Below are 15,793 nucleotides of genomic sequence, written 5' to 3'. Positions count from 1 at the left end.
AACCCACCCAAAAATTCCATTTAAAATAAATTAAAAAAAGGTTTTATATGTCAAAATTTGGAACAATGACTGTCGAAAATTATTGGAATGAAACATTAAGAAAAATTGAAATACACTATCATAATAGTGATAACCCCTATGATAGTGTCTTTATATTTTATAATCTAGGAGACACCACATCTAGCTCTAATTCATTCTCTTACTCAACAACAGGTAAAAGTGCTTGGAAAGCTAAAATTACAACGAAAAATAATGAACTGTGGAGTAGTGGTGACTTTTTACCTTGCCAAATTAACAGCAGTGATAATGGGAAGGTTACGATTAGATTTGATGGCAATACAAAAAGCATGCATGTTAATTACCCTGTCTCTGCTTCATGTGCTAAAAAAATGCAGCTAATTTAGACCATATAATAGAAAAATAAGATAACAATAGCGTATTTTAAATTATCTTAATTTAAAAATAAAACTCATCTTATTTCTATTATTATTTATTCTTAGCTAAGAATACGTCAATTTAATTACATTCAAAACTCTATATTAAAAATAGAGTAAATTTATATTAAGAGGTTAATATGGTAGCTCCATTAGGTTTAGTCACTGTTGAAAATTATTGGAATGAAAACATCAAAGAACTTGAATTAGTCATTAATACATCTGATTTTATGAAAACCTATAAAGTTTTTAATGATATAAAAGATAAACAAGTTTTAAAGGATGCCTATAGTTTTGTTTTTTCCTATGGAAAACAAATATCTTGGCGAGTCACGTTTATAACAGAAAGCGGTGAAACTTGGGGTAATGCTTCATTTCTTCCTTGTAACTTCGCTACCTCAGATAATGGGAAAGCAATCATAGGTGTTAATGGTGATTCCAAACGCTTGTATGTTGCCTTTCCTTCATCTAGTTCTTGCTCAATGGCTTTAACACGGATGTCATGAAGTTGTTTATGACTTATTCTTAGTAAATATTGATTATATTCTTGCTCATACAAGATAAAATAATATGTGGAGATGTCTAATAATTATGTTTAGACACCTCCAACTGATTACTAGTTATACAACCACTAAATATTACTATTCAAATAATACGGTTTTTATCCAGTATTTTTTGGCGGGCTTCTTCACGAGCCATACGTTTTTTACGTGCATCGCAAGGCTCAGGGCAATCACACACCTTTTCAACACCAATACTGCTTAACCCGCCACAGCTACCTTGAATACTCTTACGTTTAATAATGTACCCAAGCGACATGCCTAAAAAGGCCAGTAAAAACAGTACAAAGGCAGCAATAAAAACATTCAGCATTCCTTTATCCTCCTACAACTACTGTTTTTTGGTTAAAAACGGTTCGAATGCCTTAGTATAACGCTCTTCGAAACCTTTATCTGTCTTAACAATCATAAAAACAGGCACATTCATTTTCTCAGCTAAAGCAAAGCCCGCTTCTGGACCTAAAACATTTAGCCCAGTTGATAAGCCATCTGCACTCATACAATTGTCTGCGATCACAGTGATAGACACTAGGTTATGCGTAATTGGCTTCCCTGTTTTGGGATCAATGGTATGAGAGAAACGAATGCCATCTTGTTCAAAATAATTACGATAATCACCTGATGTAGCAATAGAACGGTCACCTGGTTCAATAATTTCTTGTGCTGTTTGGCTCAAACCATCCGTTGATGGTTTTTCAATAGCAATACGCCATGGCGCGTCTTTGCCATTTTTACCTTTCGTGCGCACTTCGCCACCGATATCGACCATATAGTTATTGATACCCTGTGACTCTAAATATTCAGCAACAACATCAACACCATACCCCTTAGCAATAGAAGACAAGTCAACATATAGCTCTGGAATGGTTTTAATCAAGTTGTTATCTTGTACTGAAAGTTTTTCAATCCCGACCCATGCACGGCGTTTGGCGAGTTCTTCATCTGAAGGTGTTTTCGTCACACGACCTTCTGGCCCAAAGCCCCATAAATTCACTAATGGCCCAACAGTCACATCCAAAGAACCATCCGTCAGTTTATTAATTTCAATGGCCTTATTTACCACTTTTGCTGTCGCCGCTGATACAGGAAAAGGGGTATTCACTTCCTTGAATTGGTTAAAGCGACTTAATTCAGAATCTGGACGATAGGTTGACATCTGGTCGTTAACTTCCTCCAAACGCTTATCAACTTCAGCTTGAATCGCTTCAGGTTTTTGTTCTGAAGAATCAGTGACATATTTTACAGTATAATAAGTCCCCATTGTTTGCCCCTGCAAATTTTGTTGCTCTGGGCCACCACAAGCGGTCAAGAACAGCGCAGCAACAAACAACAAGACTGAGGTATAAATTTTTTTGTTCAGCATAATTTTCTCCGCGTCAATCATGAGCGCGTATTGTTAGATTCGCTCAGACTATTAACACACTTTACATCGTCACCCATGCAGAGAATGTTCAAGTCAAAATAACTCTCAACCTATTAATAACCAATAAAATAATTAGCAACTAACGGTATTAATATAAATAATAAAGAGGGAAAATTTTTCCCTCTTTATTTGATTACTGTCCGTACTTTACTTGGTAAGTACAATAAAGCCAATAAAATTAGTTAACCACCGAAATCATCCAGTAAGATATTTTCATCTTCAACGCCCAAATCTTTCAGCATTTTGATCACTGCAGCATTCATCATTGGTGGTCCACACATATAGAACTCACAATCTTCAGGTGCAGGATGGTCTTTCAAATAATTCTCATACAGAACATTATGAATAAAGCCTGTATAGCCATTCCAGTTATCTTCTGGTAATGGATCTGAAAGTGCTACATTCCACGTAAAGTTTTCATGTTCTGCCGCCAACTCATCAAAGTCTTCTGTATAGAACATTTCACGAACAGAACGCGCACCATACCAGAAACTGATTTTACGTTTTGAATCCAAACGGCGTAATTGGTCGAAAATATGGGAACGCATTGGTGCCATACCTGCACCACCACCAATAAAGACCATTTCAGCGTCCGTTTCTTTCGCAAAAAACTCACCAAATGGACCTGAAATTGTCACTTTATCACCGGCTTTTAATGACCAAATATAAGATGACATGATCCCAGGTGGAACGTCAGGATTACGTGGTGGAGGTGTTGCAATACGTACGTTCAGCATAATAATACCGTGCTCTTCAGGGTAGTTAGCCATTGAATATGCACGCACCGTTGGCTCTTTAACCTCAGAGACATAACGGAACAAATTAAATTTATCCCAATCTTCTCGATACTCCTCAGGAACATCAAAATCTTCATATTTTACAATATGTTCTGGGCATTCAATCTGAATATAACCACCAGCACGGAAAGGAACAACTTCGCCTTCTGGAATTTTCAGTTTTAATTCTTTAATGAAAGTCGCTTTATTATCATTAGAGATAACTTCGCACTCCCATTTTTTCACACCAAAAATTTCTTCTGGAAGCTCAATTTTAAGGTCTTGCTTCACGTTAACTTGGCAGGCTAAACGACAGCCATCTTTGGCTTCACGTTTATTTATGTGCGAAAGTTCAGTGGGTAAAATATCACCACCGCCCTCTTTGATTTTCACACGGCACTGACCACATGAACCACCACCACCACATGCAGAAGAAACAAAAATACCTTGGCTCGATAACATGCCAAGCAATTTGTCACCCGCAGGGGCTTCAAAGCTTTTATCAGGATCGCCATTAACTTCAACTTTGATGTTCCCTGTATTGACCAACTTGGATTTTGCAAACAAGATTAAACCTGTCAGCACCAAGACAATCAGGGTAAACATCACTACACCTAGAATAATAATTTCCATGAATTCTTCTCGCCTTTATAGCTGCACACCGGAGAAGGACATAAAGCCCAATGCCATCAAACCGGTCGTCACAAAGGTGATACCTAACCCTTTTAGACCTGCTGGGATATCAGAGTATTTCATCTTCTCACGGATAGCAGCCATCAATACGATAGCAAGCATCCAGCCGATTCCTGAACCAAACCCATAAACAATGGATTCACTAAAGTTATAATCACGCTGAGCCATGAAAGAAACGCCACCAAAAATTGCACAGTTAACGGTAATCAATGGCAAGAAGATACCTAATGCGTTATACAGCGATGGAAAATAACGGTCCAAAATCATCTCGAGGATCTGAACCAGCGCCGCTATCACCCCAATAAAGGTAATAAAATTTAGGAAGGATAAATCCACTCCTTCGGCTATCGCACCATCACGCAGCACAAGGTTGTACACCAAGTTATTGGCAGGAACAGAAATTCCAAGAACGACCGTAACGGCAATCCCTAAACCAAACGCGGTTTTCACATTCTTCGATACCGCAAGGAATGTACACATCCCCAAGAAGAAGGCTAACGCCATATTCTCAATAAAAATGGATTTAACAAATAGGCTTATATAATGTTCCATTTGATTAATCCTTCTCTACTTGAGCGGGTTTCAGGGTACGTAACCCCCAAATCAGCATGCCGATAATAAAGAATGCGCTTGGAGCCAGTAAGAACAGGCCATTTGGCATGTACCAACCACCGTTTTGCAGTGATTCAAATACGGTGATACCAAACAGTTTACCCGAACCAAAAAGCTCACGCAGGAAACCAACTAAAACAAGGATGACACCGTAGCCAAGGCCATTACCAATACCATCCATAAAGCTTTCAATCGGAGGTGATTTCATGGCATAAGCCTCTGCACGCCCCATGACAATACAGTTAGTAATGATTAAGCCAACAAATACTGAAAGCTGTTTTGATATCTCATAGGCATAAGCACGCAATATTTGGTCCACCACAATAACCAGTGAAGCAATGATGGCCATTTGCACGATAATACGCACACTGCTTGGGATGTAGTTTCGAATCAATGAGATAAAAAAGTTGGAAAATGCAGTAACCAGTGTCACCGCAATGGTCATCACCAACGCTGTTTCTAGTTTTGTCGTGACGGCTAATGCAGAACACACACCCAACACCTGTAAGGCGATTGGGTTATTATCGAATAGCGGCCCAAGTAGGACGCGTTTTACTTCTTTTGAATCAGCCATTATTCAGCGCTCCTTCACGTACTTTTTTCAGGAACGGACCAAAGCCGTTGTCACCTAACCAGAAATCAAACATGTGCTGAATACCGTTTGATGTCAGCGTCGCCCCCGAAAGTCCATCGATACCATAAGGGCTATCGGTTGCACCACTACGCACAATTTTAATTGCTGGGATACCTTGTTCATTAAACAGTTTTTTACCTGGCCATTGCGCTTTCCACTGCGGGTTATCCACTTCCCCACCCAACCCTGGTGTTTCACCATGTGCGTAGTAAGTGATACCTCGAGATGTCACACCATCAACATCAACCGCAATAAAAGCGTACATAACTGACCATAAGCCTGAACCGTAAACAGGTAAAATGATTTGCGAGACTTTGCCAGAATCATCTTTTACCAAGTAGATTTCAGCACTATTCGCACGACGACGAATTTTCGCAATATCTTCCTGCGGTGAAAGTGCAATACTCGTTTCATCACTACGCAGTTCATCATTTAACACAAAACGCCCAGTGCTATCAGATAACTCATTTGTTTTGAAGTTTAAAAGCTTAGGTTCGATACGCTCGCCATACACTTTCTGCACTTCTTCTGCGCTCATTTTCGGCGTTGAAAGCCCCGCAACACTCAAAATATTACGTTGAGTATCTAATTGGATTTGTTCCTGTTGCTGTGGTTTTAACCCAACCGCGGCCCCAGCAACAATAATTGAACACACGAGGCATAGAATAAACACAACAAGAAATGTTCTGCCGACGCCATCGTTATTGATTGTTTTTTCATTAGCCACGAGCTTTTCTCCGCTTAATATTTGCCTGAACGACCAGATAGTCAAACAGAGGAGCAAACAGATTGGCGAACAGGATAGCCAGCATCATCCCTTCTGGGTAAGCTGGGTTAACCACCCTGATAAGAACACACATTACGCCGATCAGAATACCGTAAGCCCATTTACCTTTATCTGTAAATGACGCGGATACAGGGTCTGTCGCCATAAAAATCATACCGAATGCAAAACCACCTAACACCATATGCCACCACCATGGCATCGCAAATAATGGGTTGGTGTCTGAACCGATAAGATTAAACACATAAGACATCGCGATCATGCCTAGCATCACGCCAGCCACAATACGCCATGATGCGATGCGAAAGAACATAATCAGCGCGCCACCGATAAACAGCATCAGTGTCGATACTTCACCGATAGACCCAGGCATGTTACCTAAAAACGCTTGCATCCATGTAATAGGTTCGCCACTCACGGTATTCATCAGTGCGTGCTCACCGCCCGTTGCCCATTGGGACAATGGCGTTGCACCTGAAAAACCATCCGCCGCAGTCCAAACTAAATCGCCCGAAATTTGTGCAGGGTAAGCAAAGAATAAGAATGCACGACCCGCTAATGCAGGGTTTAAGAAGTTACGCCCTGTTCCCCCAAAGATTTCCTTCGCAACAACCACACCAAAGGTAATCCCTAGTGCAGCCTGCCATAGTGGAATTGTAGGTGGAACAATCAATGCAAATAAGATGGATGTGATGAAAAAACCTTCGTTGATTTCATGGCCGCGGATCATGGCAAATAAAACTTCCCAGAACCCGCCAACCAAGAAAACAACTGCATAAATAGGAAGAAAATACACTGCACCTAGCAGCATTTTGCTTCCCCATCCCGCGTCCATCGACAATGATGCGCCTAAGAACTGCGCTAAGCTGTAATGCCAATCACTCGCAATAATTTGCTGTAATTCAACACCACTATATAGTTGATGTAATGCAGGGATCGCTTGATTTCCCACATTATACATCCCCCAGAACATCGCTGGAAAAACGGCGAGCCACACCAAGATCATCATACGTTTAAGATCGATAGTATCTCGGACATGAGAACGACCTTTAGTGACTGTACCTGGCGTGTAGAAAACAGTCGAAACTGCTTCATACAGTGCATAGTATTTCGCTAACTTTCCACCGGGCTCAAAATGGTGCTCATATTTTTCAAATAAATGTTTCAGACCCATGGAATTACCCTTCTAGCTCTATCTTGGACAACACATCACGTAGCACCGGACCGTATTCATACTTCGCTGGGCAGACGTAGGTACACAACCCCAAATCTTCTTCATCCAGCTCTAAACAGCCTAGTTCTTGTGATGTATCGGTATCCCCCGCAAGGAGATCGCGCAACAAGTGCGTAATCATAATGTCCAGTGGCATCACACGTTCGTAGTTACCAATTGGTACCATTGAACGCTCACCACCATTCATCGTCGTCGTGAAGTTAAAGCGTTTATTTTTCAAAAAATGCCCAATCGTTGTGCGGGTAATAGTGAATTTATTTACCCCTGGCATAATCCATCCAAATAATTCTTTTTCACGACCTTCTGCGAGAACAGAAACTTGGTTATGAAAACGACCAAGATAGTGATGAGCTTCATCACAGGTAACCCCCCAAAGCACAGAACCCGAAATAATACGGTTTTCACCTGCTTTGAGTTGTCCTTGAGTCAATTCATATAAATCAGCCCCAAGGCGGGTGCGGAGTAAGCGCGGTTTTTCAACTTGAGGCCCTGCAAGGGAAACCACACGGTCAGTGTATAAGTGACCCGTAACAAATAGCTTCCCAATAGCGATAACATCTTGATAATTCAAGCTCCACACTTTTTTCTTGATGCTAACGGGCTCCAAGAAGTGAATGTGAGTACCAGCTAACCCCGCAGGGTGTGGCCCGCCAAACTGGGTATAAGTAATTTGTGATTGGCTGTTAACCTTTGGCAAATCTCCCTCTCCATGACATACATGGATTTTACCTTCCGTTAAGCGGCTAAGAACCAATAAGCCATCATTAAATGCTTGCTCATTTTCGCGAATAATACCAACAGGGTCAGCAGCTAATGGGCTGGTATCCATTGCAGTCACAAAAATAGCAATCGGTGAAGAGCCTGGTTGCGGAGAACGGCTAAATGGACGCGTTCTTAAAGAGGTCCACATACCTGATTTAATTAGGTTATCTTCGACTTGCTCACGAGTTAATGCAGGTAGTTCATCACGGGTATATGCAGCAAAAGTGACTTGCTCATCCCCCTCAATTTCGATGACTACAGATTGAAGTACACGACGCTCACCACGATGAATAGCAACAATTTTTCCGCAGGCAGGACTCGTAAATACGACCCCTGGGTTCTTTTTGTCTTCAAAGAGAACCTGCCCTTTTATTACACGCTCACCTTCTTTAACCAGCATCGAAGGACGCATTCCGACATATTCCTCACCTAGCAATGCTACGTGTTGAATTTTCGGGCCGTCTTCTATCACTTGGGCTGGCTCACCTGCGATGGGAAGGTTGAGGCCTTTTTTAATTTTAATCATAAGATCTGCACAAGTTTATCAGTTAAACCCTAAGCTAACGATTCAGCAATGAATGATAGCGACTCAGTCATAAAAACTACTCAAGTCACCTTCGTGACTTGAGCGAGTATTCTCACAAAATTGTTACTAAATTCCTGTCTTCTGCCAGTCGTAATTTTATCAGTTTCAGCTCACGCTGTCCGTCTAGAGAAGTGATATAGTTCAAGCAAATTGCATTATTATTTAATTTTTTCCATTAACAATTCGATATTGCCGAGCAATAAACTCATGTTTATCGATGACTGTTTATTATTTAGCCAATAAAGATTCATTTAAAAACTATTAACAACCTATATTAATTTTTAAACAGCTCGTCTAAAATGTGTAAAATATGTGTTATTTTTAATCAACTCCACCTTCAATATTTGGCTTAAGCATGAAAAAAAGTAAACTACTTTGTGCCATATCTCCATTTGTACTCATGTATACATTGGTTGCTCAGGCAAATAACGCTTCATTTTTGCTAAAGAATGAATCACGAGCAAATCCAGATTCATCGATATTTATACAAATATTTAAGCAAGAAGGTGTACTTGAACTCTACCAAAAAACACCATCAGGCAAATATACCTTGTCGAAAACCTATCCCATTTGTAAGTTTTCTGGTGGGTTAGGGCCAAAGAAAATAGAGGGGGATCTTAAAAGCCCCGAAGGTTTCTATCAAATTACAGCAGAGCAACTCAACCCTAATAGTCGGTATTACCGATCTATCAATATAGGTTTCCCTAATGAGTTCGATAAAGCCCAAGGGTATAGCGGAAGTTACCTGATGATCCACGGCAGCTGCGTGTCGGTGGGTTGTTATGCGATGACCGATAAGTACATGGGCGAAATCTACCAAACGGTAGAAACTGCCTTGCTAAATGGCCAATCGACGATTAGCGTAAATATCTATCCGTTTAAAATGACGAAAGAAAATATGCTGCGCTACCGAAATTCAAGCCATTACACGTTTTGGCAGCAACTACAGCCTGCCTATGAGTATTTCAACCAAACAGGAAGACTCGCACAGGTCTCTGTAAATTCAGGAAAATATGCAGTCATGGGCCTACCTGATACCCCAACAAAATTGTTAGGGATGAAATCACAGTATGCGCTGACCAAGGTGGAATAACACAAAATTACCTGGCTCAATCTTTTGCCAGTCTTCATTGCCTGTCAAAGGTTGAGTTGCAATCACAGAGACGATATCTGTTGGTGTTGTGCACTGTGCAAAATCAATTTCAATATCTTGATCGAGCAACTTAGCCATGCCAAACGGCGCTTTACGCGTGATCCAATGTAATTTCGTTGAGCTAAACGCCATCAAATATTGCCCATCAGACAACAACATATTGAAGACACCTTTACTCCGCAATTGATCAGCTAAAGTTGCAATAAAACGAAAGACACTTTTCCAGTTTGACGGTTTTCGTGGATATTTTTCACTCAGCTGTTGCAAAATCCAACAAAATGCCCATTCACTGTCTGTTTCCCCAATAGGCCAATAACGCCCTGTGTTAAGGGAACGGTATCCCTTAAGTTGTCCATTATGAGCATAAGTCCAATTACGTCCCCATAGCTCTCTGGTGAAAGGGTGAGTGTTCACTAACGATACATCCCCTCGATTAGCTTGGCGGATATGCGCCACAATACTTTCAGACTTGATGGGGTATTCCTGCACAAAACGCGCAACGGGGGATGTAAAACTCGGTTGTGGATCTTTAAATGTGCGACACCCGAGACCTTCGTAAAACGTGATTCCCCAGCCATCTTTGTGTGGCCCAGTTTGACCACCACGAGAAATTAACCCACTCAAACTAAAGGTAATATCGGTTGGAACATTGGCACTCATGCCAAGTAACTCGCACATTTAAAAGCTCCTACAACGGCTAAATCGTTACTTCACCATCTCTTTTTCAATTAATTGAATAAGGATATGGATAACTTTGATATGAATTTCTTGAATACGATCCGCATAACCAAAATGAGGTACACGAATTTCAATATCTGCCGTGCCTGCCATTTTGCCACCATCTTTTCCTGTTAATGTGATGACTTTCATACCTTTTTCACGTGCAGCGGCAATCGCTTTGATAATATTTCCTGAGTTACCTGATGTTGAAATTCCCAGTAACACATCACCTTTCATGCCAACTGCTTCAATAAAACGAGAGAAAACAAACTCATAACCGAAGTCATTACTCACACAGGATAAATGGCTCACATCTGAGATCGCAATAGCAGGGTAACCTGGACGGTTTTCACGATAACGGCCTGTCAATTCTTCAGCAAAATGCATCGCATCGCAGTGAGACCCACCATTGCCACAAGATAAGACTTTGCCGCCGGCTTTAAAAGAATCCGCTAATAACACCGCCGCTTGTTGAATGGCTTCGATATTCGCTTCGTCACTTAGGAAATTTGATAACGTCTCGGCCGCTTCAGTTAATTCACTGCGGATCAAATCTTGGTACATGAGGTTTCCCCTTAATTAAGAATACGTTATTGAGAATATAGCCAACTTACATCCAAAATGATTTACAGTAAATCGATCTCACTAGGACACAAATTCAGATGGATATCAGTCATTAAGCTTTAATACTCAGATTGTTGCACAGGGGGCTTTTTGTTTCTACTTTTGATTGTGCTGTCTTGAGCTCGTCGACAAAAATAACGTTTTGTTATACTTAATAACCTTATTTTATTTAATGGTAATAATTTTAATTTCAACTATCCCCTCCATTATTTGATTTTTTTGTGAACTAAGTTGTAATTAAGATGTAAATATATTGCTAATTCTTTATTGCTAGGTATAGATTGAGTTATCAAACAGGTCAGACCTCTTACAAGTCGACAGGAGATCCACTATGATCCTTCTTAGCATTGTGTTATTTCTCGCCTTAATTGGCGTACTTAGTTATCACAGAACCTCCCTTGTACTCAGTACAGTACTGCTATTAGCCTATACTGTCGTCATGGGCATGTTAAATATTTGGAGTTACTGGATGTTGCTGCCAGTAGCTCTGGTCTTATTCCCATTTGTTTTTTCTCCTGTACGCCAGTCTCTTTTCTCATCACGAGCCATGAAAATGTTTCAAAAAGTCATGCCGCCAATGTCGAGAACTGAAAAAGAGGCTATTGACGCAGGAACAACATGGTGGGAAGGCGACCTTTTCCGTGGTGCACCAGATTGGAACAAACTGCATAATTATCCAAAACCACAGTTAACGGCGGAAGAACAAGCGTTTATTGATGGCCCAGTAGAAACTGTGTGTGGCATGGTAAATGATTTTGAAGTTAGCCATGAGCTTGCTGACTTAACGCCTGAAGTTTGGCAATACCTTCGCGATCACCGCTTTTTCGCCATGATCATCAAAAAAGAATATGGTGGTCTTGAGTTTTCAGCTTACGCGCAATCACAAGTATTACAAAAACTCGCAGGTGTATCAGGTATTTTAGCCATCACGGTGGGTGTACCAAACTCATTAGGCCCAGGTGAATTATTACAACATTATGGCACTGATGAGCAAAAACAACGCTACCTACCAGGCTTAGCAACAGGCGAAGAAATTCCGTGTTTTGCCTTAACCAGCCCTGAAGCAGGCTCCGATGCAGGTGCGATTCCCGATTCTGGTGTTGTCTGTATGGGAGAATGGCAGGGTGAACAAGTGTTAGGTATGCGTTTATCATGGAATAAACGCTATATTACCTTAGCACCTATCGCCACTGTACTTGGCCTTGCGTTTAAATTGTCAGATCCAGACAAACTATTGGGCGGTGAGAAAAACCTCGGGATCACCTGTGCGTTAATTCCAACCAACACGCCAGGCGTTGAAATTGGTCACCGTCACTTCCCACTCAATATTCCATTTATGAATGGCCCGACTCGCGGAAAAGATATTTTTGTCCCTATCGATTACATCATCGGTGGGCCCAAAATGGCTGGTCAAGGCTGGAGAATGTTAGTGGAATGCCTGTCTGTAGGGCGTGGTATTACACTACCATCAAACTCAACAGGTAGCTTGAAAAGTATCGCTATTGCAACAGGTGCCTATTCTTATATTCGCCGCCAATTCAAATTACCGATTGGTAAAATGGAAGGTATCGAAGAACCCTTAGCACGCATCGCAGGTAATACTTACTTGATGGATGCAGCAGCCACATTAATCACCTCAGGTATTATGTTAGGCGAAAAACCCGCAGTACTTTCGGCTATCGTTAAGTACCACTGTACCCACCGCGGTCAGCGCGCCATTATTGATGCGATGGATATCACAGGCGGTAAAGGTATCTGCTTAGGGGACTCCAACTTTGTTGCACGGGCTTACCAAGGTGCGCCTATCGCAATTACGGTTGAAGGTGCTAATATTCTGACTCGCAGTATGATTATCTTCGGTCAAGGTGCAATTCGTTGCCATCCTTTCGTCTTAGACGAAATGGCGGCTGCGCAAGATAACAATCTGCACAAATTTGATAAAGCCGTATTTGGTCACATTGGTCATGTCATTAGTAACCAATTCCGCAGCTTCTGGTTAGGTTTAACTAACGGTCGAGGTAGTCACGCACCAACCAAAGATGAAACACGCCGCTATTATCAGATGTTAAATCGTCATAGTGCTAACTTAGCGTTGTTATCCGATGTCGCAATGGGCGTGTTAGGTGGCAGCTTAAAACGTCGCGAACGTATTTCAGCTCGCTTAGGGGATATCCTCAGCAACCTGTATCTTGCATCTGCAACTTTGAAACGCTATGAAGATGAAGGTCGCCAAAAAGCGGATTTACCACTGGTAAAATGGGCTGTTGAAGATTGTTTATATCAGTCTGAAAAGGCAATTGATGATCTACTGAAAAACTTCCCGAACAAAATGGTGGCAGCGATTATGCGAATAACTTTATTCCCTACAGGACGTGCGATGTCCATGCCATCAGACAGACTTGATCATAAATTGGCACAGCTGTTGATGGAGCCATCAGAAACCCGTGACAGATTAGGCCGTGGTCAATACTTAACGCCAACGGAAAATAACCCTCATGGCTTAGTTAACCAAGCATTACTGGATATTATTGCTGCGGAACCCATTTTTGAACGCATCTGCCGCCTGAAAGAGCGTAAACTCAGCTTTACCCGTTTAGACAAACTGGCTGATCAAATGCTGCCTGAAAATGTCATCACGCAGGAAGAAGCCGATATCCTACGTAAAGCAGAAGCGAGCCGATTACGCACAATTAATGTCGATGAGTTTGAATTTGATGACTTAGGAGTGCTTCCGTCAAAAAAGTCTCCTGATGAACCGTCAAACGAAGACGCTAGCAAGAAAAAGAAAGCTGCTTAGTTTATAGATAAGTAATAAAACTCAAGGAGCATCCTACTCCTTGAGTTTTTTGTTAGTGCAAATTATACATCAATTTTCTACGTACTCGGGGGTTCTCGTTGTTTAGCCTCTAATATATAAGGTCGTAATTTAATTTTATTATCCCAATCACTCAGTTTAAATTGACAGATTTCCCCACCTTCATTTGCACAAATTGTTAGATACTCTTTTGCTTTATTAAGCTCATTAAACTCATAAAAATATATTTCAGCTGCTGCATCTAGCGCTAATAAACGGTAATAGCCTTTAGTTTTTATTAACATTTCCCAATATTTCATTGATTGTTCTAAATTAATTTCCATACCAATGCCATAATTATTGAAGTAAGCTAATCGGTATAAACCCAGCTGAAAATTAGGTTCAATCATCACAGTTTTATGTAAATATTCTAATGCAATCAAACAATTTTCATCTGCAATCCGCTTTAAATTGACTAGGCTTTTTTCAGAACAGTTCGAATCATCAAAATATAATAAAAACAAAAGATAATTGGTTTTGGCATCACCTTCACCAGCACTATTTTTAAGTAGATAAAATTTCCCCGCTGTTTTAATTGGTATCATGGCCTGAAAAAGTTTTTTCTCTTCTTCATACTTCATATTATTAGTAGAAAAAGCCAGCATTCTATATGACGGCGGTTTTACGTCACTACTTTTAAAAAAGCTTTCATTGTAGGAATATGACTCATATCCACTGAAAATAAAAGCCAGCACAATTAATAACCACTTCATATTATTCCATTAAATAAACGGGCGTTATTTGATATTAAAAATGGGAATGTACTTGTCATTGAAGTAACTAGTTTGTTATTTAAGCTTATGGATGGCTCATTATTAAATAATGAAATAAACTCAACTAGTTGGTCTTCAGGATGGGATATTTCTTTTTGTTTAAACCACACATCAACAACATCTGTTTTTTTTCCATCAATCCAAGTTACCTCTGATATTAATTTATGTTCATTACTATTTTCATCCACATAGTCAGAAAATGAATAATTTAAGTTTATTGATGAAATACCTATTTCACTTAAACCTAGTAGCTCTTCAGGCTGAGTTTTACCATCACTGTTCTCATCTCGCCATAATTTAAGATATTCCCAGTAAAAGTCATCATTACTAATAAACCCATCATTATTGCTATCAAAATCCAATAAACCATCAAAACCATTTAATGCAAAACAACCATTTTCCTTCAGATAATCATCCCCAAATAACTCACTAGAATCATTAATAATACCATCACTATTTTTATCTATAACTAATAATGCATCACTAGGAGAAACCCATCCGGTTTGTTTTAGCTTTCCATTGAACTCAAATAATACACCAAGATCATATGATAAAGTTTCCACACCATTATTATTTAAATCAATAATTAAAGGTGTTCTATATTCTTTTGCTATCATCTTTATTTTCTTTAAATTTTTCTTTGGCGTCTCTTCTAGTTTTATACCATTGACGCCAGATTTCTCAAGAAAATCACTCACAAAGTCAATACAATTGTTTGATATCAAATTATAATTTTCATTACCATCCGGGTTGTTTTTAATTGAGTTATATGTATTAAACAAATTATTTAAATCATTGTGGAATATAGGCCCTTGCCCCACAATTGTCACAGATGATGCTTCTGAATATTTATTATGGTCATCGAACGAAATATTATCCGTATTTGTCAAATACTATTACCCGCACTAAAGCCTATTGATACACTTTCAAATTGGTTACTTTCCGGATTTGTACCTTTAAGACCAATAAATACATGACCCAAAGAAGAATCCCCTATACTTGTATTATCACCTACAACATCTATATATTGGCTATCTGGCGGAGCAATAAATATAGTAAAACTAGGACCTCCATAGCTAGAGAAACCATTATCATCTAGTTCGATTAACCGACTATCACCTTCATTCACGCTTTGTAAATAATGTTCCGGTATATATTCTTTAACTTCCAT

General features: G+C 40.0%; 17 protein-coding genes. 4 read left to right on the top strand and 13 right to left on the bottom strand.

Features of this window, described 5'->3' with window-relative positions:
* The first annotated feature begins 47 nt into the window (after positions 1-47).
* A complete protein-coding gene (locus tag M1F05_RS04380) occupies positions 48-404 on the top strand; it encodes a hypothetical protein (RefSeq protein ID WP_206084758.1) in 357 nt (118 codons plus the stop codon).
* A 170-nt stretch (positions 405-574) separates the two neighbouring features.
* Complete coding sequence (locus M1F05_RS04375) at positions 575-940, top strand: hypothetical protein (protein WP_206084757.1); 366 nt, start codon at positions 575-577, stop codon at positions 938-940.
* A 139-nt stretch (positions 941-1,079) separates the two neighbouring features.
* On the opposite strand, the gene nqrM is transcribed toward M1F05_RS04375, so the two are convergent.
* The 8 genes from nqrM to M1F05_RS04335 all read right to left on the bottom strand — a co-directional run bounded on the left by nqrM (position 1,080) and on the right by M1F05_RS04335 (position 8,438).
* Positions 1,080-1,307 carry a (Na+)-NQR maturation NqrM gene (gene nqrM, locus M1F05_RS04370; protein WP_206084756.1) on the bottom strand — a complete coding sequence of 76 codons (228 nt, stop codon included), beginning with the start codon at positions 1,305-1,307 and terminating at the stop codon, positions 1,080-1,082.
* Between the two features lie 18 nt (positions 1,308-1,325).
* Complete coding sequence (locus M1F05_RS04365; RefSeq protein ID WP_206084755.1) at positions 1,326-2,357, bottom strand: FAD:protein FMN transferase; 1,032 nt, start codon at positions 2,355-2,357, stop codon at positions 1,326-1,328.
* Positions 2,358-2,599: 242 nt separating this feature from the next.
* A complete protein-coding gene (gene nqrF / locus M1F05_RS04360) occupies positions 2,600-3,826 on the bottom strand; it encodes an NADH:ubiquinone reductase (Na(+)-transporting) subunit F (protein WP_206084754.1) in 1,227 nt (408 codons plus the stop codon).
* A 15-nt stretch (positions 3,827-3,841) separates the two neighbouring features.
* Complete coding sequence (nqrE, locus tag M1F05_RS04355) at positions 3,842-4,438, bottom strand: NADH:ubiquinone reductase (Na(+)-transporting) subunit E (RefSeq protein WP_206084753.1); 597 nt, start codon at positions 4,436-4,438, stop codon at positions 3,842-3,844.
* Between the two features lie 4 nt (positions 4,439-4,442).
* Entirely contained in the window at positions 4,443-5,072 is a 630-nt protein-coding gene (locus M1F05_RS04350; protein ID WP_047756757.1) for an NADH:ubiquinone reductase (Na(+)-transporting) subunit D, read from the bottom strand.
* The gene (locus M1F05_RS04345; protein ID WP_206084752.1) at positions 5,065-5,859 is read right to left on the bottom strand and encodes a Na(+)-translocating NADH-quinone reductase subunit C; all 795 of its coding nucleotides are present in this window, start codon (positions 5,857-5,859) and stop codon (positions 5,065-5,067) included. The genes M1F05_RS04350 and M1F05_RS04345 overlap by 8 nt, the downstream gene beginning before the upstream one ends.
* Positions 5,852-7,090: an NADH:ubiquinone reductase (Na(+)-transporting) subunit B gene (locus M1F05_RS04340; protein ID WP_206084751.1), complete on the bottom strand. Its 1,239-nt coding sequence runs from the start codon at positions 7,088-7,090 to the stop codon at positions 5,852-5,854. The genes M1F05_RS04345 and M1F05_RS04340 overlap by 8 nt, the downstream gene beginning before the upstream one ends.
* A gap of 4 nt (positions 7,091-7,094) precedes the next feature.
* Positions 7,095-8,438, bottom strand: coding sequence for a Na(+)-translocating NADH-quinone reductase subunit A (locus tag M1F05_RS04335; protein ID WP_206084750.1), 1,344 nt, complete (start codon positions 8,436-8,438; stop codon positions 7,095-7,097).
* A gap of 415 nt (positions 8,439-8,853) precedes the next feature.
* Here M1F05_RS04335 and M1F05_RS04330 point away from each other — a divergent pair, with 415 nt between their 5' ends.
* Positions 8,854-9,591, top strand: a complete 738-nt coding sequence (locus M1F05_RS04330) for a L,D-transpeptidase family protein (protein ID WP_206084749.1) — start codon at positions 8,854-8,856, stop codon at positions 9,589-9,591.
* On the opposite strand, the gene M1F05_RS04325 is transcribed toward M1F05_RS04330, so the two are convergent.
* Together M1F05_RS04325 and lpcA are read right to left on the bottom strand one after the other, a co-directional pair.
* Positions 9,562-10,329, bottom strand: coding sequence for a class II glutamine amidotransferase (locus M1F05_RS04325; RefSeq protein WP_206084748.1), 768 nt, complete (start codon positions 10,327-10,329; stop codon positions 9,562-9,564). The genes M1F05_RS04330 and M1F05_RS04325 overlap by 30 nt on opposite strands.
* A 27-nt stretch (positions 10,330-10,356) precedes the next feature.
* Positions 10,357-10,935, bottom strand: a complete 579-nt coding sequence (lpcA, locus tag M1F05_RS04320) for a D-sedoheptulose 7-phosphate isomerase (protein WP_206084747.1) — start codon at positions 10,933-10,935, stop codon at positions 10,357-10,359.
* A 391-nt stretch (positions 10,936-11,326) separates the two neighbouring features.
* On the opposite strand from lpcA, the gene fadE reads away from it, so the two are divergent.
* Positions 11,327-13,792, top strand: a complete 2,466-nt coding sequence (fadE, locus tag M1F05_RS04315) for an acyl-CoA dehydrogenase FadE (RefSeq protein ID WP_206084746.1) — start codon at positions 11,327-11,329, stop codon at positions 13,790-13,792.
* 77 nt (positions 13,793-13,869) lie between these two features.
* Here fadE and M1F05_RS04310 read toward each other — a convergent pair whose 3' ends face one another.
* From M1F05_RS04310 to M1F05_RS04300, 3 genes are read right to left on the bottom strand one after another with little or no spacing between them, the layout of a single operon-like run.
* Entirely contained in the window at positions 13,870-14,562 is a 693-nt protein-coding gene (locus M1F05_RS04310) for a hypothetical protein (RefSeq protein ID WP_206084745.1), read from the bottom strand.
* On the bottom strand, positions 14,559-15,512 hold the full coding sequence (locus M1F05_RS04305; RefSeq protein ID WP_206084744.1) for a hypothetical protein: 954 nt from the start codon (positions 15,510-15,512) through the stop codon (positions 14,559-14,561). Before M1F05_RS04305 ends, M1F05_RS04310 begins: the two co-directional genes overlap by 4 nt.
* Complete coding sequence (locus M1F05_RS04300; protein ID WP_206084743.1) at positions 15,509-15,793, bottom strand: hypothetical protein; 285 nt, start codon at positions 15,791-15,793, stop codon at positions 15,509-15,511. Before M1F05_RS04300 ends, M1F05_RS04305 begins: the two co-directional genes overlap by 4 nt.

Origin of the sequence: Providencia sp. PROV252, assembly GCF_033676005.1 — a bacterium.
Classification (GTDB): Bacteria; Pseudomonadota; Gammaproteobacteria; order Enterobacterales; family Enterobacteriaceae; genus Providencia; species Providencia vermicola.
The sequence above is the reverse complement of the archived record's forward strand: the minus strand, read 5'-3'. Positions and strand labels throughout refer to the sequence as shown.

What these genes read in the sequence shown, in the direction of transcription:
- M1F05_RS04380 (WP_206084758.1), top strand. Translation starts at nt 48, where the DNA reads ATGTCAAAATTTGGAACAATGACTGTCGAAAATTATTGGAATGAAACA.
- M1F05_RS04375 (WP_206084757.1), top strand. Translation starts at nt 575, where the DNA reads ATGGTAGCTCCATTAGGTTTAGTCACTGTTGAAAATTATTGGAATGAA.
- nqrM (WP_206084756.1), bottom strand. Translation starts at nt 1,307, where the DNA reads ATGCTGAATGTTTTTATTGCTGCCTTTGTACTGTTTTTACTGGCCTTT.
- M1F05_RS04365 (WP_206084755.1), bottom strand. Translation starts at nt 2,357, where the DNA reads ATGCTGAACAAAAAAATTTATACCTCAGTCTTGTTGTTTGTTGCTGCG.
- nqrF (WP_206084754.1), bottom strand. Translation starts at nt 3,826, where the DNA reads ATGGAAATTATTATTCTAGGTGTAGTGATGTTTACCCTGATTGTCTTG.
- nqrE (WP_206084753.1), bottom strand. Translation starts at nt 4,438, where the DNA reads ATGGAACATTATATAAGCCTATTTGTTAAATCCATTTTTATTGAGAAT.
- M1F05_RS04350 (WP_047756757.1), bottom strand. Translation starts at nt 5,072, where the DNA reads ATGGCTGATTCAAAAGAAGTAAAACGCGTCCTACTTGGGCCGCTATTC.
- M1F05_RS04340 (WP_206084751.1), bottom strand. Translation starts at nt 7,090, where the DNA reads ATGGGTCTGAAACATTTATTTGAAAAATATGAGCACCATTTTGAGCCC.
- M1F05_RS04335 (WP_206084750.1), bottom strand. Translation starts at nt 8,438, where the DNA reads ATGATTAAAATTAAAAAAGGCCTCAACCTTCCCATCGCAGGTGAGCCA.
- M1F05_RS04330 (WP_206084749.1), top strand. Translation starts at nt 8,854, where the DNA reads ATGAAAAAAAGTAAACTACTTTGTGCCATATCTCCATTTGTACTCATG.
- M1F05_RS04325 (WP_206084748.1), bottom strand. Translation starts at nt 10,329, where the DNA reads ATGTGCGAGTTACTTGGCATGAGTGCCAATGTTCCAACCGATATTACC.
- lpcA (WP_206084747.1), bottom strand. Translation starts at nt 10,935, where the DNA reads ATGTACCAAGATTTGATCCGCAGTGAATTAACTGAAGCGGCCGAGACG.
- fadE (WP_206084746.1), top strand. Translation starts at nt 11,327, where the DNA reads ATGATCCTTCTTAGCATTGTGTTATTTCTCGCCTTAATTGGCGTACTT.
- M1F05_RS04310 (WP_206084745.1), bottom strand. Translation starts at nt 14,562, where the DNA reads ATGAAGTGGTTATTAATTGTGCTGGCTTTTATTTTCAGTGGATATGAG.
- M1F05_RS04300 (WP_206084743.1), bottom strand. Translation starts at nt 15,793, where the DNA reads ATGGAAGTTAAAGAATATATACCGGAACATTATTTACAAAGCGTGAAT.